The organism is Streptomyces sp. NPDC093252 (assembly GCF_040683675.1).
Classification (GTDB): domain Bacteria; phylum Actinomycetota; class Actinomycetes; order Streptomycetales; family Streptomycetaceae; genus Streptomyces.
In genome coordinates, this window is sequence record NZ_JBFBEM010000013.1 from 1 (window position 1) to 24,270 (window position 24,270).

At 71.9% G+C, this 24,270-nt stretch carries 19 protein-coding genes and 1 rRNA gene; 11 read left to right on the forward strand and 9 right to left on the reverse strand.

The window, feature by feature from the left end:
• A 5S ribosomal RNA gene (gene rrf, locus AB0O01_RS25740) occupies positions 1-97 on the forward strand; the annotation flags it as partial.
• 103 nt (positions 98-200) lie between these two features.
• Here rrf and AB0O01_RS25745 read toward each other — a convergent pair.
• The 5 genes from AB0O01_RS25745 to AB0O01_RS25765 are packed head-to-tail and all read right to left on the reverse strand — an operon-like array spanning position 201 to position 5,949.
• Positions 201-1,496 (reverse strand): DUF58 domain-containing protein, encoded by a 1,296-nt coding sequence (locus AB0O01_RS25745; protein ID WP_365316896.1) that lies wholly within the window; start codon positions 1,494-1,496, stop codon positions 201-203.
• A complete protein-coding gene (locus tag AB0O01_RS25750; protein WP_365316898.1) occupies positions 1,496-2,485 on the reverse strand; it encodes a MoxR family ATPase in 990 nt (329 codons plus the stop codon). Before AB0O01_RS25750 ends, AB0O01_RS25745 begins: the two co-directional genes overlap by 1 nt.
• Positions 2,485-3,726 carry a DUF4350 domain-containing protein gene (locus AB0O01_RS25755; protein WP_365316900.1) on the reverse strand — a complete coding sequence of 414 codons (1,242 nt, stop codon included), beginning with the start codon at positions 3,724-3,726 and terminating at the stop codon, positions 2,485-2,487. The genes AB0O01_RS25750 and AB0O01_RS25755 overlap by 1 nt, the downstream gene beginning before the upstream one ends.
• On the reverse strand, positions 3,723-4,460 hold the full coding sequence (locus AB0O01_RS25760; RefSeq protein ID WP_365317243.1) for a DUF4129 domain-containing protein: 738 nt from the start codon (positions 4,458-4,460) through the stop codon (positions 3,723-3,725). Before AB0O01_RS25760 ends, AB0O01_RS25755 begins: the two co-directional genes overlap by 4 nt.
• Before the next feature lie 43 nt (positions 4,461-4,503).
• The gene (locus AB0O01_RS25765) at positions 4,504-5,949 is read right to left on the reverse strand and encodes a hypothetical protein (RefSeq protein ID WP_365316903.1); all 1,446 of its coding nucleotides are present in this window, start codon (positions 5,947-5,949) and stop codon (positions 4,504-4,506) included.
• 140 nt (positions 5,950-6,089) lie between these two features.
• Here AB0O01_RS25765 and mtnA point away from each other — a divergent pair, with 140 nt between their 5' ends.
• From mtnA to AB0O01_RS25800, 7 genes are all read left to right on the forward strand, one after another.
• A complete protein-coding gene (gene mtnA, locus AB0O01_RS25770) occupies positions 6,090-7,253 on the forward strand; it encodes an S-methyl-5-thioribose-1-phosphate isomerase (protein WP_365316904.1) in 1,164 nt (387 codons plus the stop codon).
• A 289-nt stretch (positions 7,254-7,542) separates the two neighbouring features.
• Positions 7,543-8,232: a two-component system response regulator MtrA gene (mtrA, locus tag AB0O01_RS25775; RefSeq protein ID WP_187283109.1), complete on the forward strand. Its 690-nt coding sequence runs from the start codon at positions 7,543-7,545 to the stop codon at positions 8,230-8,232.
• Position 8,233: 1 nt separating this feature from the next.
• Entirely contained in the window at positions 8,234-10,516 is a 2,283-nt protein-coding gene (mtrB, locus tag AB0O01_RS25780) for an MtrAB system histidine kinase MtrB (protein ID WP_365316906.1), read from the forward strand.
• A 232-nt stretch (positions 10,517-10,748) separates the two neighbouring features.
• The gene (locus AB0O01_RS25785) at positions 10,749-12,482 is read left to right on the forward strand and encodes an LpqB family beta-propeller domain-containing protein (RefSeq protein WP_365317245.1); all 1,734 of its coding nucleotides are present in this window, start codon (positions 10,749-10,751) and stop codon (positions 12,480-12,482) included.
• A gap of 253 nt (positions 12,483-12,735) precedes the next feature.
• Positions 12,736-13,629: a ComF family protein gene (locus AB0O01_RS25790; protein WP_365316907.1), complete on the forward strand. Its 894-nt coding sequence runs from the start codon at positions 12,736-12,738 to the stop codon at positions 13,627-13,629.
• Positions 13,630-13,895: 266 nt separating this feature from the next.
• Positions 13,896-14,642 (forward strand): ribosome-associated translation inhibitor RaiA, encoded by a 747-nt coding sequence (gene raiA, locus AB0O01_RS25795; RefSeq protein ID WP_365316909.1) that lies wholly within the window; start codon positions 13,896-13,898, stop codon positions 14,640-14,642.
• Positions 14,643-14,845: 203 nt separating this feature from the next.
• Positions 14,846-15,595 (forward strand): response regulator transcription factor, encoded by a 750-nt coding sequence (locus AB0O01_RS25800; RefSeq protein WP_365316911.1) that lies wholly within the window; start codon positions 14,846-14,848, stop codon positions 15,593-15,595.
• Positions 15,596-15,682: 87 nt separating this feature from the next.
• Here the strand turns inward: AB0O01_RS25800 and AB0O01_RS25805 are convergent, their stop codons facing one another.
• Together AB0O01_RS25805 and AB0O01_RS25810 are read right to left on the reverse strand one after the other, a co-directional pair.
• Positions 15,683-16,855 carry a crosslink repair DNA glycosylase YcaQ family protein gene (locus tag AB0O01_RS25805; RefSeq protein ID WP_365316913.1) on the reverse strand — a complete coding sequence of 391 codons (1,173 nt, stop codon included), beginning with the start codon at positions 16,853-16,855 and terminating at the stop codon, positions 15,683-15,685.
• A 66-nt stretch (positions 16,856-16,921) separates the two neighbouring features.
• Positions 16,922-17,494, reverse strand: coding sequence for a GNAT family N-acetyltransferase (locus tag AB0O01_RS25810; RefSeq protein WP_365316915.1), 573 nt, complete (start codon positions 17,492-17,494; stop codon positions 16,922-16,924).
• A 341-nt stretch (positions 17,495-17,835) separates the two neighbouring features.
• On the opposite strand from AB0O01_RS25810, the gene secA reads away from it, so the two are divergent.
• Complete coding sequence (gene secA, locus AB0O01_RS25815; RefSeq protein WP_365316918.1) at positions 17,836-20,649, forward strand: preprotein translocase subunit SecA; 2,814 nt, start codon at positions 17,836-17,838, stop codon at positions 20,647-20,649.
• 273 nt (positions 20,650-20,922) lie between these two features.
• On the opposite strand, the gene AB0O01_RS25820 is transcribed toward secA, so the two are convergent.
• Positions 20,923-21,597, reverse strand: a complete 675-nt coding sequence (locus AB0O01_RS25820; RefSeq protein ID WP_365316920.1) for an Rv3235 family protein — start codon at positions 21,595-21,597, stop codon at positions 20,923-20,925.
• Between the two features lie 336 nt (positions 21,598-21,933).
• Here AB0O01_RS25820 and AB0O01_RS25825 point away from each other — a divergent pair, with 336 nt between their 5' ends.
• Together AB0O01_RS25825 and AB0O01_RS25830 are read left to right on the forward strand one after the other, a co-directional pair.
• Positions 21,934-22,467 carry a hypothetical protein gene (locus AB0O01_RS25825; protein ID WP_365316921.1) on the forward strand — a complete coding sequence of 178 codons (534 nt, stop codon included), beginning with the start codon at positions 21,934-21,936 and terminating at the stop codon, positions 22,465-22,467.
• Positions 22,468-22,539: 72 nt separating this feature from the next.
• Positions 22,540-23,208, forward strand: coding sequence for an HAD hydrolase-like protein (locus AB0O01_RS25830; RefSeq protein WP_365316924.1), 669 nt, complete (start codon positions 22,540-22,542; stop codon positions 23,206-23,208).
• 464 nt (positions 23,209-23,672) lie between these two features.
• On the opposite strand, the gene AB0O01_RS25835 is transcribed toward AB0O01_RS25830, so the two are convergent.
• Entirely contained in the window at positions 23,673-24,251 is a 579-nt protein-coding gene (locus AB0O01_RS25835) for a DJ-1/PfpI family protein (RefSeq protein WP_365316926.1), read from the reverse strand.
• Positions 24,252-24,270: the final 19 nt, after the last annotated feature.

Below are 24,270 nucleotides of genomic sequence, written 5' to 3' on the forward strand. Positions count from 1 at the left end.
GGAAACGCCCGGTTACATTCCGAACCCGGAAGCTAAGCCTTACAGCGCCGATGGTACTGCTGGGGGGACCCGGTGGGAGAGTAGGACGCCGCCGAGCAAAATTTGGGGAAGAGCCTCATACCTTTGGGTATGGGGCTTTTCTGCGTTTCAGGTTGCAGAGTGATTGGATTGGGCCCGGTTTTGCCGGGCCCTTTTTCTGTTTATAGGCGGCCCGCTGTTTTGAGGGCCAAGTAGGCGTCTGCCAGGGCCGGGGCCAATTCGTCGGGTGTGGCGTCCACGACGGTGACTCCGTGGCGGCGCAGTTGTTCTGAGGTGCGGTGGCGTTCGGACTGGGCCTGGGCGGCTGCGGCGGCTTCGTAGACGGCGTCGATGGTGCCTCGGGATTGCGACATCTCGGCGACGTGGGGGTCGGCCACGGAGGCGATGAGGACCGTGTGGCGCTGGGTGAGCTGGGGGAGGACCGGGAGCAGGCCCTCTTCGACGGGGGCCGCGTCGAGTGTCGTCAGAAGGACGATCAGGGAGCGGCGGGGGGCTGTGCGCAGGGCGGTGGTGGTGAGGCCGCGGGCGTCGGTTTCGATGAGTTCGGGTTCGAGGGTGGCCATGGCGTTGACCAGGGAGGGGAGGAGGTCTGCGGCGGTGCGGCCCTGGACGAGGGCGCGGACTCGGCGGTCGTAGGCGAGGAGGTCCACGCGGTCGCCGGCTCGGGAGGCGAGGGCGGCCAGGAGCAGGGCGGCGTCCATGGAGGCGTCGAGGCGGGGGGCGTCTCCCACGCGGCCGGCGGAGGTGCGGCCGGTGTCGAGGACCAGCAGGATGTGGCGGTCGCGTTCGGGGCGCCAGGTGCGTACGGCGACCGTGGTCTGGCGGGCGGTGGCGCGCCAGTCGATGGAACGGGTGTCGTCGCCGGGGACGTATTCGCGCAGGCTGTCGAATTCGGTGCCCTCGCCTCGGGTGAGGACGCTGGTGCGGCCATCGAGTTCGCGGAGGCGGGCCAGCTTTGAGGGGAGGTGCTTGCGGCTGGTGAACGGGGGGAGGACGCGGACCGTCCAGGGGACCTTGTGGGTGCCTTGGCGGGTGAGGAGGCCGAGGGGGCCGTAGGAGCGGAGGGTGACGCGGTCGGCCTGGTGGTCGCCCCGGCGGGTGGGGCGGAGGCGGGTGGTGGTGCGGCGGCGTTCGCCGGGGGGGATGGTGAGGCGGTGGCGGGTGGGTTCCGCTCCGGTGCTCGGGGGCCAGGCGTCGCGGAGCTGGGCGCGCAGGGGGCGGCGGGACGGGTTGGTGACGGTGAGGGTGATGTCCGCGGGCTCGCCGAGGCGGGCCGAGGTGTCGCCGGTGCGGGACAGGCCCAGGCGGCGTACGGGGGCGGCGAGGGCGAAGTCGCAGGCGCAGGCGATGGCCAGGGGGGCGTTGACCGCGAGGAGTCCGGTCCAACTGGGGTCCCAGAGGCCGACGGGGAGCGAGCCCAGGGCGGCCAGGAGCGCGGCGCGTCCGGTGAGGGCCATCAGCGGGGGACGGGGACGTGGGAGAGGATCGCGGTGATGACGGAGTCGGCTGTCACGCCCTCCATCTCGGCTTCCGCGCGGAGTTGGACGCGGTGGCGGAGGGTGGGGAGGGCGAGGGCTTTGACGTCGTCGGGGATGACGTAGTCGCGGCCGGTGAGCCAGGCCCACGCGCGCGAGGTGGCGAGGAGGGCGGTGGCGCCGCGGGGGGAGACGCCCAGGGTGAGGGACGGCGACTCGCGGGTGGCGCGGCAGATGTCGACGACGTAGGCGGTGATCTCGGGGGAGACGGTGGTCTTGGCGACGGCCGCGCGGGCCGCCTCCAGGGCGGCGGGGCCCGCTACGGGGCGGATGCCGGCGGCCTGGAGGTCGCGGGGGTTGAAGCCCTCGGCGTGGCGGGTGAGGACGTTGATCTCGTCCTGGCGGGAGGGGAGGGGGATGGTGAGTTTGAGGAGGAAGCGGTCCAACTGGGCTTCGGGGAGGGGGTAGGTGCCCTCGTACTCGACCGGGTTCTGGGTGGCGGCGACGAGGAACGGGTCGGGGAGGGGGCGGGGGGTGCCGTCGACGGTGACCTGGCGTTCCTCCATGGCTTCGAGGAGGGAGGACTGCGTCTTGGGAGGTGTGCGGTTGATTTCGTCGGCGAGGAGGAGGTGGGTGAAGACCGGGCCGGGCTGGAAGGAGAACTCGGCGGTGCGGGCGTCGTAGACCAGGGAGCCGGTGACGTCGCTGGGCATGAGGTCGGGGGTGAACTGGACCCGTTTGGTGTCGAGTTCGAGGGATGCGGCCAGCGCGCGGATCAGGAGGGTCTTGGCGACGCCGGGGACGCCTTCGAGCAGGACGTGGCCGCGGCACAGCAGGGCGACGACGAGGCCGGTCACGGCGGGATCCTGGCCGACCACGGCCTTGGCGATCTCGGCGCGCAGGGCTTCGAGGGAGGCGCGGGCGCTGCCCGGGTCCCCGCTCGGCCCGGCGTTGTCAGTGGTCGGGTCCATCATGGACGGCGTACCTCTCTTTCGAGGGCGTCGAGTCGGTCGGCGAGGGTGATCAGGGCCCGGTCGTCGGTGGGCGCGGGGCCGAAGAGGAGGGTGTGCAGGTCCCGGGTGTCGCCCTGGAAGCGGGCGGACAGGGCCGGGAGCAGGGCCTCGGGTGTGTCCGCCCGGGAGACGGGGAGTCCCACGAGGGGGGCGAGGCGCGTGCGGGTCGTGGAGCGGAGAGCGGCTGCCGCGCGGTCGCGGGCGTTCGCCTTGCGGTAGAGGCGGGCGCGGCCTTCGACGGTTTCGGAGGCGCGGATCGCGACGGGGAGTCTTTCCGCTACGAGGGGGCCGAGCCTGCGTGCCCGCCAGAGGGCGGCGAGGGCGGCGGCGACGAAGAGTTGCAGGGTGCCCCAGAGCCAGCCGGAGGGGATCAGCTCGAAGAAGCCGCGTTCGTCGTCCCCGGTGGTGGCGGTGGTGTCGGAGAGGGAGGGGAGGTACCAGGTCAGATGGGGGCGGGAGCCGAGGAGTTGGAGGGCCAGCGAGGCGTTGCCCTGCTGGTCGAGGCGGTCGTTGAGCAGGATGTCGGGCGCGCCGAGCAGGACGGTGTCGCCGCCCCCGGAGGGCTGGGGGAGCCGGAGGAGGGTGGCCAGGCGCTGGCTGACGTAGCACTCGTCGGCTTCGGGGTGGGTGGTCGAGTAGCGCAGGCCGCCGGTTTCGGCGGGGCCCGCGCGGTTGGCCTCGGGGAGGGCGCAGCCGGGGTCGAGGGTGGTGTCGAGGCTGGTGGCGGGGTCGACGTAGACGCCGGGGGCGAGGCGCTCTACGGAGGAGATGCCGGCGGCGACCAGGACCGTGCGGCCACCGGAGTCGGCGGTGCCCTCGTGGAGGCGGGACTGCTGGGCGGGGGTGAGCAGGTCGGGGTCGGTGACCAGGAGGGTGGTGTCGGGGCCTGCGGTGGCGCGGGCCTCTTCGACGGTGGTCACCACGCGGGTGGAGACGCCTCGTTCGGCGAGGAGTTCGGCGAGGGCGCGGCTGCCCTGGGGGTCGGTGGAGCGCGGGTCGAGGCTGTCGTGCTGGGCGTCGGAGCGGAGCAGGGCGATGGCGACGGCGCCCGCGACGAGGAGCACGAGGGCGAGGGCGACGCCCCTGCCGCGGGTCCACAACTGGCGCGGGGTGGGCGAGGCCGAGGTGGTGGGGAGCGTGGTCTCGGGGCGGGTGGCCTTGGGGCGCGTTGCCTTGGGGCGCGTTGCCTCGGTGGTCATCCGGCGGCTCCCGGGCGGGTGGTGTGGTCCGTGCTGCCGGTGCTCGCCGTGGGGCTGGTACTGGGACTGGCAGTGGCGCTGGTGAGGTGGGGTTTGGTGCGGTCGAGGTCGTGGTCGAGCGCCGCGATGCGCTCGTACGACGGCTGGGTGGCCGTTCGGCCGCCGTATGTGACGTCGTCGAAGTCGCGGGCGGCGGCGCGGAGTCGGTCGGCGTGGGCGGGCAGGGAGCGGCCCGCTTCGGCGGCGGCCTCGTCGGCGGTGCGGCCGGGGCGGATGTCCAGGAGGGCGCGTTCCTCCAGGGAACGGACGATGGCGCGCATGCGTTCCTGGACGGCCTGGTTCCAGTGGCCCTGGGCGGCGTGGGCCTCGGCGGCGGCGCGGTGGTCGGCGGCGCTGCGGGGGCGGTCGTCGAACAGGGCGGCGGTGGAGACGGGAGTCCGGCGAGGGGTGCCCAGGCGCCACCACAGGGCGGCCAGGAGGGCCACGACGACCAGGATGACGGCGACGAGCCCGACGGTGCCACCGGGGGTGGCGGCCAACGCCGAGCCGAACAGGTCGTCGAGCCACTCCCAGAACCTGTCCAGGGCGCGTTCGAACAGCCCGGGGTCGTCGTTGTGGTACATGCGCTTGGCGAGTTCGCGCTCGGCCGCCTCGCGCGCGGGGTCGCGCGGGACGGTGAGCGGTGGTTCGTCGGCCTCGCGCGGCAGCGTCGGCAGGGCCGAGAGCGCCGACAGCGCGGCCTGGGTCAGGGCAGATCCCCCCGCCGGACTCACCGCATCAGCCCCTGGGGGCGGTGCCGGTGTAGCCCTGGACCCCGGCGGCGCGGGCCAGGTCCAGGTCCAGGGCCTCGCGGCGGATGCGCTGGTCGATGTAGAGGAGCACGGTCACGCCGGCCGTGATCGGGAAGGTGATCATGGAGCCGATCACCGAGCCGATGCCGCTGATGACGAGGAACGTCCAGCCCAGGCCCGTGCCGGACTCGACGAACGCGGTGAGGCCGTCGCCGTCCGCCATGGCGCCGGCGAGGGCGAACGGGACCACGACGATCATCGCGATGACGTAGGCGATGATCGTCGCGAGAAGTTGAATACCGAATATCCGCCACCAGGAGCCCTGTACGAGCTTCACGGAGCGGCTCATGGACTTGGTGATGCTCTGCTTCTCCAGCATCAGGGCGGGCGAGGCGAGCGAGAAACGGACCCACACCCACACCGCGACCACGGCGGCGCCGAGGAGTACCAGCAGGGACAGGGCGAAGAGTCCGCCGCCACCGCCCGCCGCGGCGACCAGGATGCTGGGCACGGCTCCCACGGCGATGATGGCGAGGCCGATCAGCACCAGCAGGAAGATCAGGCCGAACAGCCGCAGCACCTGGGGGCGGGCGTCGCGCCACGCTTCCCCGGTGGTCACCGGCCTGCCGAGCACTGCCCGGCTGGTGACCGTGGTCAGCAGGGCGGTCGCGGCGACCGTGCCGATCAGTGCGATCACGAAGACGACGACGTTCGCGGCCATCGCCTCGCCCAGCGCGCGGGCGAGTTCGCCGACGCCGGCGCTGGGGTCGTCGATGGCGCTGGTGTCCAGGAGGTCGTTCAGGACGAAGCCCTGGAGCAGGACGACGACGATCTCGGTGAGGACGGCGATGGTCAGGGAGATGCCGAGGACCGTGCGCCAGTAGGTGCGCATGGTGGAGACCGCGCCGTCCAGGATCTCGCCGACGCCGAGCGGGCGCAGCGGGATGATGCCGGGCTTCGCGGCGGGCGGGGGGCCGCCCCAGGGGGTGCCCCAGGCGCCGTAGGGGGCGCCTGCGGGGGTGTTGCTCCAGCCGGTGCCGGGGGTGCTGCCTCCGGGGCCGCCGGGCGGGCCGCCGGTGGGGGATCCCCAGGCGCCGGGGGCGCCCGGAGCGCCGGGGGGCGTTCCCCAGCTCTGGCCGGTCGGGCCCGGGGGCGGTGGCGGGGCCTGGCCCGGCTGCTGCGCGCCTGCGGGCGCCGACCACTGCGCCGGGGGCGGCTGCTCCTTGGACCACTGCGGACCGGGGCTCTGCGGGTCCGCGCCCGGCTGGTCGGCGGGCTGTCCGGGACCGGGCCGGTCGGACGGCCCGGTCTGGGACAACCCGGCCGGGCCGGTGGCGCCGGACGCGCCGGGTTCCCGCCCGTCGGACGCGCTGTCGGACGGGCCGTCGGACGGGGCGGATCCGGGCGAAGCCCAGCCCGGAGTGTCGTTCATCGTCGCTCCTTCACGGTGCCCGGCCGCTCTCACGGCGGCGGGTTGGCCAACATCGTGCCATGGGCCCCTTCCCGGGGGACCGGCCGCGGTAGGGGCTGCGCACCTTCAATTGTCCGCGAGGTACGGGGCAGACTGACCGCATGGCTGATCAGTACGCGCAAACCGGCGAGGACAACCGGCCCACCGACCGGCCCACCGACATCCCGGCGATCCGCTGGGGCGAGCCACCCGAGGGGCCCGTCGTGGTCCTCCTCGACCAGACCAGGCTGCCCGCCGAGGAGGCCGAGCTGGTGTGCACGGACGCGCCCGCGCTGGTCGAGGCGATCCGCACGCTCGCCGTCCGCGGGGCGCCGCTGCTCGGGATCGCCGGGGCGTACGGCGTCGCGCTCGCCGCCGCGCGCGGATTCGACGTGGACGAGGCCGCCACCGCGCTGGCCGGCGCCCGGCCCACCGCCGTGAACCTGTCCCTGGGCGTGCGGCGGGCCCTCGCCGCGCACCGGGACGCGCTCGCCGCCACCGGCGACCCCGGGCGGGCCGCCACGGCCACCCTGGACGCCGCCCGGCGGCTGCACCGGGAGGACGCCGAGGCCAGCCGCCGCATGGCCGGGCACGGGCTCGCGCTGCTCGACGAGCTGCTCCCGGGCGGCGGGCACCGCATCCTCACTCACTGCAACACCGGGTCGCTGGTGTCGGGCGGCGAGGGCACCGCGTTCGCCGTCGCGCTCGCCGCGCACCGCGAGGGGCGGCTGCGGCGGCTGTGGGTCGACGAGACCCGGCCCCTGCTCCAGGGCGCCCGGCTCACCGCGTACGAGGCGGCCCGCAGCGGCATGGCGTACACGCTGCTCACCGACAACGCGGCGGGGTCGCTGTTCTCCGCCGGGGAGGTGGACGCGGTGCTGATCGGCGCCGACCGGATCGCGGCGGACGGCTCGGTGGCGAACAAGGTGGGGAGCTATCCGCTGGCCGTGCTCGCCCGCTACCACCATGTGCCGTTCATTGTGGTGGCGCCGGTGACGACGGTCGACCCGGACACCGCGGACGGGGCGTCGATCGAGGTCGAGCAGCGGGCCGGGTTCGAGGTGACGGAGATAGCGGCACCGCAGGCGTCCGGGACCGGGGCGGGCGCCGGGGGCGGGGTGCCGCTGGCGCCGCTGGGGACGCAGGCGTACAACCCGGCGTTCGATGTCACGCCGCCGGAGCTGATCACGGCGATCGTGACCGAGGAGGGGGTGGTGTCGCCGGTGACGGGGCAGGGGCTGGCGGAGCTGTGCGCGCGGGCCGGGGGAGGGGTTGGGGCGGGCTGAGGGGTGGGGGTGAGGTGGGGTGGGGTCGGGAGGCTGAGGGGTGAGGTCGGTGGGGCTCACGGCCCCCCGGCTCGGGGGTCGGCTTCGCGGTGGTGAATCGGGTGCGGGGCTCTTCAGGGCCCTGTTTTCGGGGCGGGAACGGCGTGGGGTGAGGGGCGGGGACCGGATGCCGGGGCGGGGCTGACCTCGGGGAGCGGGGACAGGGGCAGACAGTGACGGTCGCGTACGACTAAGGTCACGAGGCAGTGACGTGCCTCACCTGCACCTTCGCCACCGTTATGAGAATGGGATGATGTCGTTTATGAAGGGACGAGTCCTTGTCGTCGACGACGACACCGCACTGGCCGAGATGCTCGGCATTGTGCTGCGTGGTGAAGGGTTTGAGCCGTCGTTCGTGGCCGACGGTGACAAGGCGCTGGCCGCGTTCCGGGAGGCCAAGCCCGATCTGGTGCTGCTCGATCTGATGCTGCCCGGGCGGGACGGTATCGAGGTGTGCCGCCTGATCAGGGCGGAGTCCGGGGTGCCGATCGTCATGCTGACGGCCAAGAGCGACACCGTGGACGTGGTGGTCGGCCTGGAGTCCGGGGCCGATGACTACATCGTCAAACCGTTCAAGCCCAAGGAACTGGTGGCCCGGATCAGGGCGCGCCTGCGGCGGTCCGAGGAGCCCGCGCCGGAGCAGCTCGCCATCGGGGACCTGGTGATCGACGTCGCCGGGCACTCGGTGAAGCGGGACGGCCAGTCCATCGCGCTCACCCCGCTGGAGTTCGATCTGCTGGTCGCGCTGGCCCGCAAGCCCTGGCAGGTGTTCACCCGCGAGGTGCTCCTGGAGCAGGTCTGGGGCTACCGGCACGCCGCCGACACCCGGCTGGTCAATGTGCATGTGCAGCGGCTGCGGTCCAAGGTCGAGAAGGACCCCGAGCGCCCCGAGATCGTGGTGACCGTCCGTGGTGTCGGTTACAAGGCCGGGCCGAGCTGACATGTCCGGGGACAGCGTCGCTTCGGCCCCCGGCAGGTCCGGGGCCCCCGCGGGGCGGCCTGTCGGCCGGAAGACGCCGGGCACCCGCTGGAGCCGCCTCCTGGAGGGCGGACTCCTCCAGGGCGGGGTCCAGGGCAGCCCGGTCCTGCGGTTGTTCATGCGCTGGGTGCGCCGGCCGCTGCTGCCCGTGATGCGGCTGTGGCGGCGCAACATCCAGCTCAAGGTCGTCGTCACCACCCTGCTGATGTCACTCGGCGTGGTCCTGCTGCTCGGCTTCGTCGTCATCGGCCAGGTGCGCAACGGACTGCTCGAAGCCAAGGTGAAGGCGTCCCAGAGCCAGGCCACCGGCGGTTTCGCCGTCGCCAAGCAGCGCGCCGACGAGGCCGCCGCCGCGCCCGGCGACGACCCCGCCACGGTCGGCGGACGCCCCGCCCAGAACGTCATCCAGTGGATGAGCGACCTCGTCTCCTCCCTGTCCAGCGGCGGACAGGGCGCCTTCGACGTCGTCACCCTGCCCGCCGGCGACGACAGCGGCAACGGACGCGGCCCGCGCGCCTCCGGCGGCGTCGACCCCAACAAGAGCGTCCCCGAGGACCTCCGCACCCGCGTCAACGCCAGCACCGCCGCCGCACAGAGCTACAGCCGCATCGTCTACAGCGGCGTCGACAAGGAAGCCCAGCCCGCCCTGGTCATCGGCAAGGAGGTCGACGACCCCAACGGCGACCCCTACCAGCTCTACTACCTCTTCCCCCTCACCCAGGAGGAGAAGTCCCTCAGCCTGGTCAAGAACACCCTCGCCACCGCCGGGCTGTTCGTGGTCGTCCTGCTCGGCGCCATCGCCTGGCTGGTCGTCCGCCAGGTCGTCACCCCCGTACGCATGGCCGCCGGGATCGCCGAGCGGCTCTCCGCGGGACGCCTCCAGGAACGGATGAAGGTCACCGGCGAGGACGACATCGCCCGGCTGGGCGAAGCCTTCAACAAAATGGCGCAGAACCTTCAGCTCAAGATCCAGCAGTTGGAGGATCTGTCGCGGATGCAGCGCCGGTTCGTGTCCGATGTCTCGCACGAGCTGCGGACCCCTCTGACGACCGTCCGGATGGCCGCCGACGTCATCCATGAGGCGCGCGTCGACTTCGACCCGGTCACCGCCCGGTCCGCGGAACTCCTCGCCGACCAGCTCGACCGCTTCGAGTCCCTGCTCGCCGACCTCCTGGAGATCAGCCGCTTCGACGCCGGAGCCGCCGCCCTGGAGGCCGACGCCATAGACCTGCGCGAGGTCGTGCGGCGCGTCGTCAGCGGGGCCGAACCCCTCGCCGAGCGCAAGGGCACCCGCATACGCGTCCTCGGCGACCAGCAGCCCGTGGTCGCCGAGGCCGACGCGCGCCGCCTGGAACGGGTGCTGCGCAACCTGGTCGTCAACGCCGTCGAACACGGCGAGGGCAAGGACGTCGTGGTCAGACTCGCCTCCGCGGGCGGCGCCGTCGCCGTCGCCGTACGCGACTACGGCGTCGGCCTCAAACCCGGCGAGGCCACCCGCGTCTTCAACCGCTTCTGGCGCGCCGACCCCGCCCGTGCGCGCACCACCGGGGGAACCGGCCTCGGCCTGTCCATCGCCCTGGAGGACGCCCGCCTGCACGGTGGCTGGCTCCAGGCGTGGGGGGAGCCCGGCGGCGGCTCCCAGTTCCGGCTGACGCTTCCCAGGACCGCGGACGAGCCCCTGCGCGGGTCCCCGATACCCCTGGAACCCAAGGACTCCCGCCGCAACCGGGGCCTCGGCGAGACCGGGCTGCCGCGGGGCGGCGAGAAGACCGCCACGGTGCCGGTCCAGCCCACCGGTGAGATATCGCCCCTCACCCGCCCGGTATCGGCGCCCACCGCCGACCCGACGGCCCTGCCGGGGAGCGGGGCGCGCGTGGTGCCGCGGCCCGCCGCGCCGGTCGGGGGGCGGATGGGGGATGGGGTGGGGGCTGGGACAGGGACGCGGACGGGGGCAGGGACGCGGACGGGGGCAGGGACTGGGGCAGGGACTGGGACTGAGGTGGGGACGGGAGCGGGGGCAGGGGTGGGCGGTAGCTCTGGTTCCGGTTCTGGTCCTCGTTCGGGTTCGAGTTCGGGTTCCGGTGCCGGTTCTGGTTCTCGTTCGGGTTCTGCGTCCGGTGGTTCGGATTCCGGTTCGGGTGAGGCGTGGGGTGGTCCCGGTGGGGAGCGGGCTGAGGAGCGTTCCGGGGGGCGGATGGACGGCCAGGCGGAGCAGCGGCAAGGGGAGGCGACGCGTGGACGGTGACCGCGAGGGAGAGCGGCGGCGGCGCGTGAGCGGTGACCGAGACGACTCCGGGACCTGGCGTGAGGACGGGTGGCGTGAGGACGGGGACCCGGGGGCAGGGCAACGCGCGAGGGGCGGGCGGCGGCGCCCGGCACCGGCGCTCGTCCCGCGGCAGCGCGCCCGGCGCAACAGGCCCGCGCGGGCGCTGGCGTACACCGCCGGGAGCGCCGTACTGCTCGCCGGATGCGCCTCCATGCCCGACCACGGCGATCTGCGCGGGGTCGAGAACACCCCGCGTCAGGACACCCAGGTCCGGGTCTTCGCCGTACCGCCCCGTGAGGACGCCGCGCCGCCGGACATCGTCCAGGGTTTCCTGGAGGCGCTGACCAGCGACGACCCGCACTATGAGACCGCCAAGCTGTATCTGACGCCCGACGCGGCACGCGAATGGCGGCCCGAGGCGTCCACCACGGTCCTCGCCGACGGACCCGCCACCACCGCCGACCCCGCGGGCGGACGCGAGGACGGCACCGAGTACTCGTTCACCCTGACCGGTGAACGCGTCGCACGCGTCGACGACCAGCAGTCCTACGCGCCCGCCGACGGCGAGTACTCCCGGCAGGTACACCTCACCAAGGACAGCGAGACCGGGCAGTGGCGCATCGACGGACCGCCGCCCGGCGTCGTCATGGGCCAGTCCGACTTCCAGCGCAACTACACCTCCGTCGACAAGTACTACTTCGCCTCCGACACCGCCGCCGCGACCGGCGTACAGCCCGCCGCCGTCGCCGACCCCGTCTACATACGGCGCCGGGTCGACCCCATGACGCAGATGGTGAACTCCCTGCTGGCCGGCCCCACCACCTGGCTCGACCAGGTCGTCCGCTCCAGCTTCCCGAGCGGCACGGCCCTGGCGAAGGACGCCACCCTGGCGCCCGACGACCAGAACAAGCTCACCATCCCCCTCAACGACCGGGCAGCCGACGTCAGCATCACCAAGTGCCACGAGATGGCCGCGCAACTGCTGTTCACCCTGCGCACCCTGAGCCCCGCCGTCGACCAGATCGAACTCCGGTCGGGCACCAGCCAGTTGTGCTCCCTCTCTGAGGAGGGCGCCGACGAGGTGGCCGCGCGCGGCTCCGCCGAACAGCCCGGCTACCTGTACTTCCTCAACGGCGAACACCGGCTCGTCCGCCTTCCCAGCAGCAGCAAGACCACCACCGCCGAAGCCGTCCCCGGCACACTCGGCGAAGCCGGTCCCGAACTGCGGTCCGTGGCCGTCTCACGTGATGAGAATCAGGCGGCCGGCGTCGGCATCGACGGCAAGAGCCTCTACCTCAGCTCCCTCGACGCCCAGGAACCGCCCACCGAGCCGCTCGTCGTCAGCCAGGGCAAGACCGAGACCGACCGGCTCACCGCACCGAGCTGGGACATCCACGGCGACCTGTGGATCGCCGACCGCGACCCCAAGAACGAGCGGCTGCTCCTCATCCCGGACGGCGAGGGCGAACCCGTCCAGGTCGCGACCCCGGGCCTGGACGGCCGTATCGAGTCCGTACGGGTCGCCGCCGACGGGGTGCGCATCGCGCTGGTCGTCGGGAACGACGAGGGACAGTCCCTGCTCATCGGGCGGATCGAACGGGAATCCAAGCCCGGCGAGACACCGTCCGTGACCGTTCGGGAACTGCGCTCCGCGACCCCCCAGTTGTCCGAGATCACCACCATGTCCTGGGCCGGGGACAGCCGCCTCGTCGTGGTCGGCCGCGCGGAGGAAGGCGTCCAGCAGATCTCCTACGTCCAGGTCGACGGCTCCACCCCGGAGACCGCCGCCCCCGACGCCCTCACCGGTGTGCAGAACATCGCCGCCACCGAGGACGACCATCTTCCGCTGGTGGCGTACTCCGAGGACGGCATCGTCCGGATGGCCAGCGGGGCGCAGTGGCAGAAGGTTGTTACGGAGGGGTCTTCGCCGGTTTATCCCGGGTGATGAGGGAGTGGGGAGTGGGGAGTGGGGGGTGGGGGAGCTGCGGAGCTGGGTGAGGGGTTGTGGGGTGGGGGTGGGGAGGAGCTGGGCCCGGGTGAGGGGGCTTGGGGTGGGGGTGGGGTAGTGGTTCTGTGGGGAGGGTGGCCGGGCTGCCGTGGATAGGGGTGGGCTTTCTGAGCTGCTGTTTTTCTAGTTATCCACAGAGGTTGTCCACAGGGGTGGTGCGAGAGGGCTCTCTCTTGGCACAGTGATCTCCATGCGGGGCTGGTGGCGGGACCTGACCGACCTGGTGCTGCCGGCCGAGTGCGGCGGCTGCGGGGTATCACGGGCGGTGCTGTGCGGCCGGTGCCGTACGGCGCTCGACGGGGGCGGGCCGCGCCGGGTGCGGCCGGTGCCGGAGCCGTCCGGGCTGCCGGTGGTGTTCGCGGCGGGACGGTACGCGGACGAGGTACGGGCGGCGCTGCTCGCGCACAAGGAGCGGGGCGCGCTCGGGCTCGCGGGGCCGTTGGGGGCGGCGCTGGCGGGGGCGGTGCGGGGGGTGGTGGGTGAGGGGGGTGGCTGGGGGGAGGGGGAGGGGGCCCCAGAACCCCGGCAGCGCGAACCTCGGCACCCCCACCCCCACCCCACCCCCAACCTCGACCCCATCCCCCACCACCACCCCTACCACCCCCTCCTCCTCATCCCCCTCCCCTCCTCCCGCCCCGCCACCCGTGCCCGGGGGCATGACCCCGCCCGGCGGATTGCGTTCGCGGCGGCCGGGGAGTTGCGGCGGAGCGGGATGGCGGCTCGGGTGGTGCCGGTGTTGCGGCAGCGGCGGGCGGTGGCCGATCAGGCGGGGCTGGGTCCGGCCGAGCGGTGGGCGAATCTGGCGGGGGCTCTGACGGTGGCGCGGGGTGCGGACGGGCTGCTGCTGGATGGCCGGATTGTGCTGGTGGACGACGTGATGACGACGGGTGCGTCGCTGGCGGAGGCGGCTCGGGCGGTGCGGGAGGCGCTGGGCGCAAGGGCCGTACGGGGTGGAACAGGGGGCATGACGGTGGGTGTGGGCGGGATGCGGAATGGGCAGGGAAGGCCGGTAAGGAAAGGAGTCGGAGAGGTGATCTCCGCGGCCGTGGTCGCGGCGCCGCCCGATTCTTTCGAAATGAAGTAGGAACTGTCCGCGAAGTTGCATCGTTGCAGGTAGTGAGAGGGTCAATTCGCTGAAACGGGGGTACGCGGCAGTAGAGGGTGACGACATCCGTCCGGGCGAGATATGTTCGGTTGTGAGAGAAAGCCGTTGGCCGTACCTCGCGAATCCGAATGCCGTGCTGCGGGTTTTCTGCAATGACCCGGGGCCGGTGGGCCGTAGTTCCCGCCCATGGGGGAGGAGGAGGTGGACGTCACCGAGTCCGAGGTTCCGGGGCCTCCCGGGACCTGGTGCACAAGGGAGATGCTCCGCCACGGAAGCGGGGCGATCCGGGAACGGAGTTCTGCGTGGACATCGTCGTCAAGGGCCGCAAGACCGAGGTGCCCGAGCGGTTCCGCAAGCACGTGGCCGAGAAGCTGAAGCTGGAGAAGATCCAGAAGCTCGACGGCAAGGTGATCAGCCTCGACGTCGAGGTGTCCAAGGAGCCCAACCCTCGACAGGCCGACCGCAGCGACCGGGTGGAGATCACGCTCCGTTCCCGCGGTCCGGTGATCCGGGCGGAGGCCGCGGCCAGTGACCCGTACGCCGCGCTGGACCTCGCGGCGGAGAAGCTGGACGCCCGGCTGCGCAAGGAGCACGACAAGCGCCACACGCGCCGAGGGGTCCGCAGGCTGACGGCGGCGGAGGTTCCCGACCATGTCCCGGGAGCCGCGACGCTCAATGGCAATGACCGCATCTTCGAGGCCGACGAGCCCGAGGTGCCCACGAAGAAGTTCGGTTCGCTCGAAGTGCAGGGCGACGGCCCCCTCGTGGTCCGCGAGAAGACGCACGTCGCTTCCCCGATGACCCTTGACCAGGCTCTCTACGAGATGGAGCTGGTCGGGCACGACTTCTATCTGTTCGTCGACTCCGAGACCAAGGAGCCCAGCGTCGTCTACCGGCGCCACGCCTACGACTACGGCGTGATCCATCTGCGTACGGACACCATGGTCACCCAGGCGCCGTCGCCCGACGCGGGCGGCTCGCTGGGCGGTTGACCTCCGCGGACGGCAGTGATGCCGGTGCCCCTGGTGTGCGCGTGCGCCCCCAGGGGCACCGGTGCGACCGGTTCGCGCCCCGCTCCGTGACCGCGGTGTCGTCCGGGCATGAAATCATGGCCGCAACGGCTCAACAGGTGGGTTGTTGCTCTGGGTTGGCGATGGCACAGGATCACAGGCCACAGCCTTCAGGGGGAGGAACGATGGCGGACAGCTTCGGACCGATGCAGGCGGCGCGTGCCGCCCATGAGGGCGTTGTGGCCGAGGACCCGGACACGGGCGCGTCCCGCAGGGAGCCGATCCGTGTCCTGGTGGTCGACGATCATGCCCTGTTCCGGCGCGGGCTGGAGATCGTGCTCGCCGCCGAGGAGGACATCCAGGTCGTCGGTGAGGCCGGGGACGGCGCCGAGGCGGTCGACAAGGCGGCCGATCTGCTGCCCGACATCGTGCTGATGGATGTCCGGATGCCGAAGCGCGGCGGTATCGAGGCGTGCACCACCATCAAGGAGGTGGCCCCCAGCGCCAAGATCATCATGCTGACGATAAGCGATGAGGAAGCCGATCTCTACGACGCGATCAAGGCTGGCGCGACCGGCTATCTGCTGAAGGAGATCTCCACCGACGAGGTGGCCACGGCGATTCGGGCGGTGGCCGACGGCCAGTCCCAGATCAGCCCGTCGATGGCGTCCAAGCTGCTGACGGAGTTCAAGTCGATGATCCAGCGCACCGACGAGCGCCGGCTGGTGCCCGCCCCGCGGCTGACGGACCGGGAGCTGGAGGTGCTGAAGCTGGTGGCCACGGGGATGAACAACCGGGACATCGCCAAGGAGCTGTTCATCTCCGAGAACACCGTGAAGAACCATGTGCGCAACATCCTGGAGAAGCTCCAGCTCCACTCCCGGATGGAAGCGGTGGTGTACGCGATGCGGGAGAAGATCCTCGAGATCCGCTGAGACAGGCGGGCAGCCGGACGGCAGGCAGGCGGGCAGGCGAGTCGGCGGCGCGCAGGAGCGGCCGGGGTCGCCGCCGGGTGGCCGGGGTCAGGCCAGGAGCCGCGCCAGTTCCGCGGTGAGGGCGTCGCGCAGCTCCGGCGCGTCGACGCGTTCGACGCGTACGTCGGTGCAGTTCACCCAGCTCGCGGCCTCGACCAGGGCCCGGGCGACGCCGGGGACGGCCTTGGGGCCGTCGAGGGTGGTCTGTCTGGCGACCAGGGTGCTGCCCTCGCGGGCGGGGTCGACGCGGCCGATGAGCGCGCCGCCGGACAGTACGGGCATCGCGAAGTAGCCGTGGATCCGCTTCGGCTTGGGGACGTAGGCCTCCAGGCGGTGGGTGAAGCCGAAGATCCGTTCGGTGCGTGCCCGCTCCCAGATCAGGGAGTCGAACGGCGACAGGAGCGTCGTACGGTGGCGTCCGCGCGGGGTGGTCTCCAGGGCGGCGGGGTCGGCCCAGGCGGGTTTGGCCCAGCCGGCGACGGTGACCGGGACCAGCCCGGAGTCGGCGATCACGGCGTCCACCTGTTCGCCCTTGAGGCGGTGGTAGTCGGCGATGTCCGCGCGGGTGCCGACGCCCAGGGCCTCGCCGGCCAGCCGGACCAGGCGGCGCAGGCATTCGGTGTCGTCCAGGTCGTCGTGCAGCAGGTGCGGGGGGATTGCGCGCTCGGCGAGGTCGTACAGGCGTTTCCAGCCGCGGCGCTCGACGCAGACCACCTCGCCGTACATCAGGGCGCGCTCCACGGCGACCTTGGCGCCGGACCAGTCCCACCACTCGCTGGTGCGTTTGGCGCCGCCCAGCTCGGTCGCGGTGAGGGGGCCCTCCGCGCGGAGCTGTTTGACGACCTGCTCGTAGGTGCCGTCCGGGAGGTCGTGGCCCCAGTGCGGGCGGTTGCGGTAGGTGCGGCGGCGGAACGCGAAGTGCGGCCACTCCTCGATGGGCAGGATGCAGGCCGCGTGCGACCAGTATTCGAAGGCGTGGGTGTCGGTCCAGTACGCCTGTTCCACCGTCTTGCGGCCGACGGCGCCGAGGCGGGCGTACGGCACGAGTTCGTGGGAGCGGGCGAGGACCGAGATGGTGTCGAGCTGGACCGCGCCGAGGTGCCGCAGGACGCCGCGGACGCCGGCCCGGCGGTCCGGGGAGCCGAGGAAGCCCTGTGCGCGCAGGACGATACGGCGGGCCTCTGCGGCGGACAGCTCGGCGAGCGGGCGCGGGGTCGTCATGTCCCGCACGATAGTCGGTGGCACTGACAGTCCTGGCTGACCTGCGGGTTTACACAGAGTGGGTGCTCAGGGGCGGGGGGCCGGGAGGTAGGGGGCGGTGGAGGGGAGGCCCAGGTCGCTGGGGAGCAGGGAGCCGATCCAGCAGTCGCGGCGGACGCCGTTGTGGTTCATGCCGGAGCGCAGGACGCCCTCGACGGTGAAGCCGGTCTTCTCGGCGACCGCGCGCGAGGCGTGGTTGCCGACCTCGGCGCGCCATTCGACGCGGTCCACGCGCGCGTGGACGAACGCCCAGCGGACGGCGGCCAGGGCGGCCTCGGTGGTGTAGCCCCGGCCGCGGTGGTCCTTGACGGCCCAGAAGCCGATCTCGCCGACGCCGAGGGAGAGCATGGTGATGCCGAGCATGCCGGTCAGGTCGCCGTCGGGGAGGAAGGCGCCGAAAGTGAACATCGAGCCGGCCGCCCAGCCCTCGGGGGCCGCCTGCGCGACGAAGTTCTCGGCGTGTTCGGGGAGGTAGGGCGTGGGGATCGTGGTCCAGCGCTGGATCTCGGGGTCCTGGCAGGCGGCGTACACGGCGGCCGTGTCGGCCGGGTCGACCGCGCGCAGCCGCAGCCGGTCGGTGCTGAGGGTGACGGGTTCCATTGGCAGATTCTGCGGGGGCCGCGGAAGGGGCGCCATCTCTTTGCCGTGGGTGATCACATGATCACGATTCGCGAAAATGACCGCCCGGATGCGGCACCATCCGTGAGCCCCGGCCGTTGTGCCTTGTGAACGGGTGGATCGCCGGCCGATCGGGAGTACCGCCGGGCCGGTTCGTGGCGGTGTTCGTGCCCGGTGTCAGTCATGGAAGTGAAGACGGCGGTTGCTGTCGGTTCTGCGGGCCTCCCGGTGCGGGCGGGTCCTCGCATACGATGGCCGTTGCTCCGTCACGTCCAATGGAAACCGACCCTCCCCAGGCCCGACCGGCAAGGAGATCAACCCCCGTGTCCGTCCTCTCGAAGATCATGCGTGCAGGCGAAGGCAAGATCCTGCGCAAGCTGCACCGCATCGCGGACCAGGTCAACTCCATCGAAGAGGACTTCGTCGACCTCTCCGACGCCGATCTGCGGGCCCTCACCGATGAGTACAAGCAGCGCTACACCGACGGTGAGACCTTGGACGACCTGCTGCCCGAGGCGTTCGCCACGGTCCGTGAGGCCGCCAAGCGCGTCCTCGGCCAGCGCCACTACGACGTGCAGATCATGGGCGGTGCCGCCCTGCACCTCGGCTATGTCGCCGAGATGAAGACCGGTGAGGGCAAGACCCTGGTCGGCACCCTGCCGACGTATCTGAACGCGCTGTCGGGTGACGGCGTGCACCTGATCACGGTCAACGACTACCTGGCCGAGCGCGACTCCGAGATGATGGGCCGCGTCCACAAGTTCCTCGGTCTGTCCGTGGGCTGCATCCTCGCGAACATGACACCGGCCCAGCGCCGCGAGATGTACAACTGCGACATCACCTACGGCACGAACAACGAGTTCGGTTTCGACTACCTGCGCGACAACATGGCCTGGTCGAAGGATGAACTCGTCCAGCGCGGCCACAACTTCGCGGTGGTCGACGAGGTCGACTCCATCCTCATCGACGAGGCTCGTACGCCGCTGATCATCTCCGGCCCCGCCGACCAGGCCACCAAGTGGTACGGCGACTTCGCCAAGCTGGTGCGCCGCCTCAAGCGCGGTGACGCGGGCCAGCCGCTGAAGGGCATCGAGGAGACCGGCGACTACGACGTCGACGAGAAGAAGCGCACGGTCGCGATCCATGAGTCCGGCGTCGGCAAGGTCGAGGACTGGCTGGGAATCGACAATCTGTACGAGTCGGTGAACACGCCGCTGGTGGGTTATCTGAACAACGCCATCAAGGCGAAGGAACTGTTCAAGAAGGACAAGGACTACGTCGTCATCGACGGCGAGGTCATGATCGTCGACGAGCACACCGGCCGTATCCTGGCCGGCCGCCGCTACAACGAGGGCATGCACCAGGCGATCGAGGCGAAGGAGGAGGTGCCGATCAAGGACGAGAACCAGACCCTCGCCACGATCACCCTCCAGAACTTCTTCCGCCTCTACGGCAAGCTCTCCGGTATGACCGGTACGGCGATGACCGAGGCCGCCGAGTTCCACCAGATCTACAAGCTCGGTGTGGTCCCCATCCCGACCAACCGGCCGATGGTCCGCAAGGACCAGTCCGACCTGATCTACCGCACCGAGGTCGCCAAGTTCGACGCGGTGGTCGACGACATCGCCGAGAAGCACGAGAAGGGTCAGCCGATCCTGGTCGGCACCACCTCGGTCGAGAAGTCCGAGTACCTCTCGCAGCAGTTGTCCAAGCGCGGTATCCAGCACGAGGTGCTCAACGCCAAGCAGCACGACCGTGAGGCGCAGATCGTCGCCCAGGCGGGCCGCAGGGGCGCGGTGACCGTGGCGACCAACATGGCCGGCCGCGGTACGGACATCAAGCTGGGCGGCAACCCCGACGACCTCGCCGAGGCCGAGCTGCGCCAGCGCGGTCTGGACCCCGAGGAGCACATCGAGGAGTGGGCGGCGGCCCTGCCGGACGCCCTGGAGCGGGCCGAGGCCGCCGTGCAGACCGAGTTCGACGAGGTCAAGGACCTGGGCGGCCTCTATGTGCTGGGCACCGAGCGGCACGAGTCGCGCCGGATCGACAACCAGCTCCGCGGTCGTTCCGGCCGTCAGGGCGACCCCGGCGAGTCCCGCTTCTACCTCTCCCTGGGCGACGATCTGATGCGGCTGTTCAAGGCGCAGATGGTCGAGCGCGTGATGTCCATGGCGAATGTGCCGGACGATGTGCCGATCGAGAACAAGATGGTCACCCGCGCCATCGCGTCCGCCCAGTCGCAGGTCGAGCAGCAGAACTTCGAGACCCGTAAGAACGTCCTGAAGTACGACGAGGTCCTCAACCGGCAGCGTGAGGTCATCTACGGCGAGCGCCGCCGTGTCCTGGAGGGCGAGGATCTGCACGAGCAGGTCAAGCACTTCATGGACGACACCATCGACGCCTATGTGGGTGCCGAGACCGCCGAGGGCTTCGCCGAGGACTGGGACCTGGACCGGCTGTGGGGCGCCTTCAAGCAGCTCTACCCGGTGAAGGTCACCGTCGACGAGCTGGAGGAGGAGGCCGGGGACCGGGCCGGGCTGACCGCCGAGTTCATCGCCGACTCCATCAAGGACGACATCACCGCGCAGTACGAGGCGCGGGAGGAGCAGCTCGGCTCCGAGATCATGCGTGAGCTGGAGCGCCGGGTGGTGCTCAGCGTGCTGGACCGCAAGTGGCGTGAGCACCTCTACGAGATGGACTACCTCCAGGAGGGCATCGGCCTGCGCGCGATGGCGCAGAAGGACCCGCTGGTGGAGTACCAGCGCGAGGGCTTCGACATGTTCACCGCCATGATGGAGGGCATCAAGGAGGAGTCCGTCGGCTATCTGTTCAACCTGGAGGTCCAGGTCGAGCAGCAGGTCGAGGAGGTCCCCGTCGAGGACGCCAAGCGGCCGAGCCTGGACAAGCAGGACGCGGTTCCCGCGCAGGCGGGCGCCCGCCCCGAGATCCGCGCCAAGGGGCTGGACGCCCCGCAGCGGCGCAACCTGCACTTCTCCGCGCCGACCGTGGACGGCGAGGGCGGCACCATCGAGGGCGACTTCACCGACGACGACGAGCCGGTGCGCTCCGAGGCCGACGGTCTGACCCGCGCGGAGCGGCGCAAGCAGGCGCGGGGTGGGCGGCGCCGCAAGAGGTGAGGGGTCGGCCTCGGCTGGCGGCTGCGCGGTGGCGCGGGCGGACGGCCGAGTGATCGCTGGATGGATGGCCGTGTGATGGCCTGGCGGACGGCCGTGTGATGGCTGAGTGACGGCTTGGGGCGCGGGTAGCGCCGTGGCCGGTGGAGGGCCGGTCTCCTCGGGGAGACCGGCCCTTCGGCGTGCCCGGGGACAGTGGGTCCGGTGGGGCCGGGTGTGGCTGTGAGTGCGGGTGGGGGTTGCGGGGCTGGGTGTGGGCGTGGGGCGGGTGTGGGGCTAGGTGTGGGCTGGGGGCTGGTCCGGGCGGTGCTGGGCTCCCAGGTCCACTGCTGTGCAGCGCCAGCGGCGGTCGGCGCCCTGCTCCAGGCGGAAGGCCATCGCGTGCAGCCGGTCGCCGGCGCCGATCCGGGCGAAGACCTCGAAGGCGCCGGGACGGGCCTCGTACCAGCCGATCTCGCGGAGGACGGGGCGGATGCCCTGCGGGGTGCGCAGCGGGCCGCGTTCGGCGAGCCAGGCCAGTTCGTCGTAGGCGCGGCCGGAGGTGAGGCCGAGCATGTAGTGGACGGGGCGGCGGCCACTCAGGACGGCGAGGAGGCGCTCGGCGATGTTTTCGGTGGGGAGGCCGCCGGGGTGGGGGCGGGGCGGTACGGGGGGCGTGGGCGTGGGGGTGGTGGTCGACGGTGGGGTGGAGGTGGGGGTGGGGGTGGAAGTGGAGGCGGAGGTGGCGGGTGAGGTGGGTGCTGAGGTGGTGGTGGCTGCGGTGGTCGGGTCCGGGCCTGTTCCCGGGCCCGTTCCCGGACGTCGTACGCCGGGGAAGCGGGGTGGGGCGCTGCCGGGGCGGCGGGAGTCCCGGCGGCCGGGCGGGCGGGTGCGGACGGGGTGCCGGTTCTCCCGTGGGCCCGGTGCCTGCGCTTCCGCCGGGCGCGGGCGTCGGGCCTCTGCCCTGGTCATGACCTTGTTCATGGTGATCCCCGTTCGGCCGGCCCGGCTCGTACCGGGCGGTAACTTCCTGTTGGGGATCTTGTACGGAGGGAGTGCGGGGCGGCAAGGGGGCCCGGAACGGGAGCGCGCCCGCACCGGATTCACCCATCCGGGTGGTCGTGGCCGCGTCCTGCCTGGTGAGGCGGGGGTGGGGTGATGAATTTCCGGGCGCCGCGCTGACGTCCGCGAGGTGGTGGGCAGGGACTCGAAAGGGGACGCCCGGACGTATCCTGAAGGCCGTTCCGGTGGCTTTCCCGTCCCTCACCGGGGTGCTGTGAGCCCTCCCGACCACGAAAGCGGCCCGCCATGCGTGTCTACGTCCCCCTGACCCTCTCCGGTCTCGCCGAGGCGTACAAGACGGGCGAGCTGGGGGCCGGGTCCCTCGTCGCCTACGCGGTGACGCCCGGTCTGCGTGAGTGGTACGTCTCCGACGACATCGAGGAACTGGAGTACGCGGCGCTGAACCGGGCGGCGCTGGCCTCGCTGCGGCTGATCGCGGCCGATCCGGACGCCGTGCGGCGGCGGGTGGTGGTCGCGGTGGACGTGCCGGACGGAGCGGCGGTCGCGGACCCCGGCCGGGGGCTGGATCCGGCTGTGCTGGGCGAGGTGCGGATCACGGGAGCGGCGGCAGCGGCGGGAGCGGTGGCGCTGGGCAAGGCGGCGGCCGTGCATGTCGACGCCGCGGACGCGGTGGCGGATGTGGCGGCGGCGGTGGAGGCGCTGGCGGCGGCGGACGCCGGGGATGGCGACGCGCAGTTCGTGGTGGACGGGGCGGAGGATCACGAACTGCTCTGGTTCGCGACGCAGGAGATTCCTGAGCTGCTGGGGTCGGGGGAGTAGCCGGAACCGGGTGAGGGCGCCGTTGACCTGGGGTTCTCCTGATTGTCAGTGGCGGGCGGTACTTTTTCTGACATGGGGATGCAGACAGGGGCACACATCGTCTGGGACTGGAACGGCACGCTGTTCCACGACAATGACGCGATCATCGGGGCGACGAACGCGGCCTTCGCCGAGCTGGGGCTGGACCCGATCACGATGGAGCAGTACCGGGAGCTGTACTGCGTGCCGGTGCCGAAGTTCTACGAGCGGCTGCTCGGGCGGCTGCCCACCGAGGCCGAGTGGTCGGTCATGGACGACACCTTCCACCGCCACTACACCGAGCACCGGGTCGGCTGCGGGCTGACCGAGGGGGTGGCGGAGCTGCTGGTGGGGTGGGCCTCCGGCGGGTGCAGCCAGTCCATCCTGAGCATGTACGGGCACACCGAACTGGTGCCGCTGGTGCGCGGGTTCGGGATCGAGGGGCACTTCATAAGAGTGGACGGACGGACCGGGCCGTCCGGGGGCAGCAAGGCGGAGCACATGGTGCGGCACCTCGCCGCGCTCGGCGGGGTGGAGCCGGGGCGCACGGTGGTGATCGGGGACGCCGCCGACGACGCGGTGGCGGCACAGCACGTGGGAGCGCGGGCGGTGCTCTACACCGGGGGGTCGCACGGCCGGGCCAGCCTGGAGGAGACGGGCGCGCCGGTGGTGGACACGCTGGCGGAGGCGGTCGCGGAGGCCGGGCGGATCGCGGCGGCGTAGGGGCGAGGGGTGGGTGGTTCAGGGCTTGGTCGGGGCTGAGGGCCGGGTGGCTCAAGGCTGGGTGGTGGCTGAGGGCCGGGTGGCTCAAGGGTGGGGCGCGGCCGGGTGCTGGGTGGCGGGCAAAGGCTGGGTGGCGGCCGGATGCTGGGTGGCTGGAGAAGGCTGCGTGGTGGCTGGAGTCTCGGGTGCGGCTGATGGCGGAGGCAGCCGCCGGTGATGGTGGGTGGCCCCGCGCCAGCGCCGTGGCCCGTGGCCCGTGGTCCCGTAGGTCACGGTCCTGTGGCCTTCGGCCCCGTGCCCCTCGGCCCCGTGGCTCACGGTCCTGTGGTTCACAGCCCCGTGGCCCAGGATCCCCGTCGGGCGCCGTTCCCGGCCGGTGGCCCGTGCCGGGCGCCGTCCTCTCCCGGTCGTCGGCGCCCGTTCCGGATCCCGGCCGATGGCCGGCGCCCGATCCGGTCGTCGGGTCAGCCCGTCGGCGCCACCGCCCGCAGCACCTTCAGGAACTCGCGCATCCAGGCCGGATGGTCCGGCCAGGCGCGGGAGGAGACGAGCGTGCCGTCGACGACCGCCTCGGTGTCCTGGAAGGTGGCCCCGGCCGACTGCATGTCGATCTCCAGCGCGGGATACGCGGTCACCCGGCGTCCCCGCAGCCCCTCGATCGCGGCGGTCAGCAGCGGGCCGTGGCAGATCTGGGCGACGGGCTTGTCGGCGTCGAAGAACGACTTGAGGATCTTGCGCAGCTCGGGATCGTTGCGCAGATACTCCGGGGCGCGCCCGCCGGGGATCACGACGGCGGCGTACTCCCCGGGGTCCACCTCGGAGAAGGCCAGGTCGGCGGGCCAGGTGTAGCCGGGCTTCTCGGTGTAGGTGTCGAAGCCGGGTTCGAAGTCATGGACGACGAACTGGAGCTTCTTGCGGGCGGGGGCGGCGATATGGACCTCGTAGCCCTCTTCGAGGAGGCGCTGATAGGGGTAGAGGACTTCGAGCGACTCGGCGGCGTCGCCGGTCAGGATGAGGATCTTGGGAGTGGACGCGGGGGACATCAGGGCTCCTCTGGGGTTG

What these genes read in the sequence shown, in the direction of transcription:
- AB0O01_RS25745 (WP_365316896.1), bottom strand. Translation starts at nt 1,496, where the DNA reads ATGGCCCTCACCGGACGCGCCGCGCTCCTGGCCGCCCTGGGCTCGCTC.
- AB0O01_RS25750 (WP_365316898.1), bottom strand. Translation starts at nt 2,485, where the DNA reads ATGGACCCGACCACTGACAACGCCGGGCCGAGCGGGGACCCGGGCAGC.
- AB0O01_RS25755 (WP_365316900.1), bottom strand. Translation starts at nt 3,726, where the DNA reads ATGACCACCGAGGCAACGCGCCCCAAGGCAACGCGCCCCAAGGCCACC.
- AB0O01_RS25765 (WP_365316903.1), bottom strand. Translation starts at nt 5,949, where the DNA reads ATGAACGACACTCCGGGCTGGGCTTCGCCCGGATCCGCCCCGTCCGAC.
- mtnA (WP_365316904.1), top strand. Translation starts at nt 6,090, where the DNA reads ATGGCTGATCAGTACGCGCAAACCGGCGAGGACAACCGGCCCACCGAC.
- mtrA (WP_187283109.1), top strand. Translation starts at nt 7,543, where the DNA reads ATGATGTCGTTTATGAAGGGACGAGTCCTTGTCGTCGACGACGACACC.
- mtrB (WP_365316906.1), top strand. Translation starts at nt 8,234, where the DNA reads ATGTCCGGGGACAGCGTCGCTTCGGCCCCCGGCAGGTCCGGGGCCCCC.
- AB0O01_RS25785 (WP_365317245.1), top strand. Translation starts at nt 10,749, where the DNA reads ATGCCCGACCACGGCGATCTGCGCGGGGTCGAGAACACCCCGCGTCAG.
- AB0O01_RS25790 (WP_365316907.1), top strand. Translation starts at nt 12,736, where the DNA reads ATGCGGGGCTGGTGGCGGGACCTGACCGACCTGGTGCTGCCGGCCGAG.
- AB0O01_RS25800 (WP_365316911.1), top strand. Translation starts at nt 14,846, where the DNA reads ATGGCGGACAGCTTCGGACCGATGCAGGCGGCGCGTGCCGCCCATGAG.
- AB0O01_RS25805 (WP_365316913.1), bottom strand. Translation starts at nt 16,855, where the DNA reads ATGACGACCCCGCGCCCGCTCGCCGAGCTGTCCGCCGCAGAGGCCCGC.
- AB0O01_RS25810 (WP_365316915.1), bottom strand. Translation starts at nt 17,494, where the DNA reads ATGGAACCCGTCACCCTCAGCACCGACCGGCTGCGGCTGCGCGCGGTC.
- AB0O01_RS25820 (WP_365316920.1), bottom strand. Translation starts at nt 21,597, where the DNA reads ATGACCAGGGCAGAGGCCCGACGCCCGCGCCCGGCGGAAGCGCAGGCA.
- AB0O01_RS25825 (WP_365316921.1), top strand. Translation starts at nt 21,934, where the DNA reads ATGCGTGTCTACGTCCCCCTGACCCTCTCCGGTCTCGCCGAGGCGTAC.
- AB0O01_RS25830 (WP_365316924.1), top strand. Translation starts at nt 22,540, where the DNA reads ATGGGGATGCAGACAGGGGCACACATCGTCTGGGACTGGAACGGCACG.
- AB0O01_RS25835 (WP_365316926.1), bottom strand. Translation starts at nt 24,251, where the DNA reads ATGTCCCCCGCGTCCACTCCCAAGATCCTCATCCTGACCGGCGACGCC.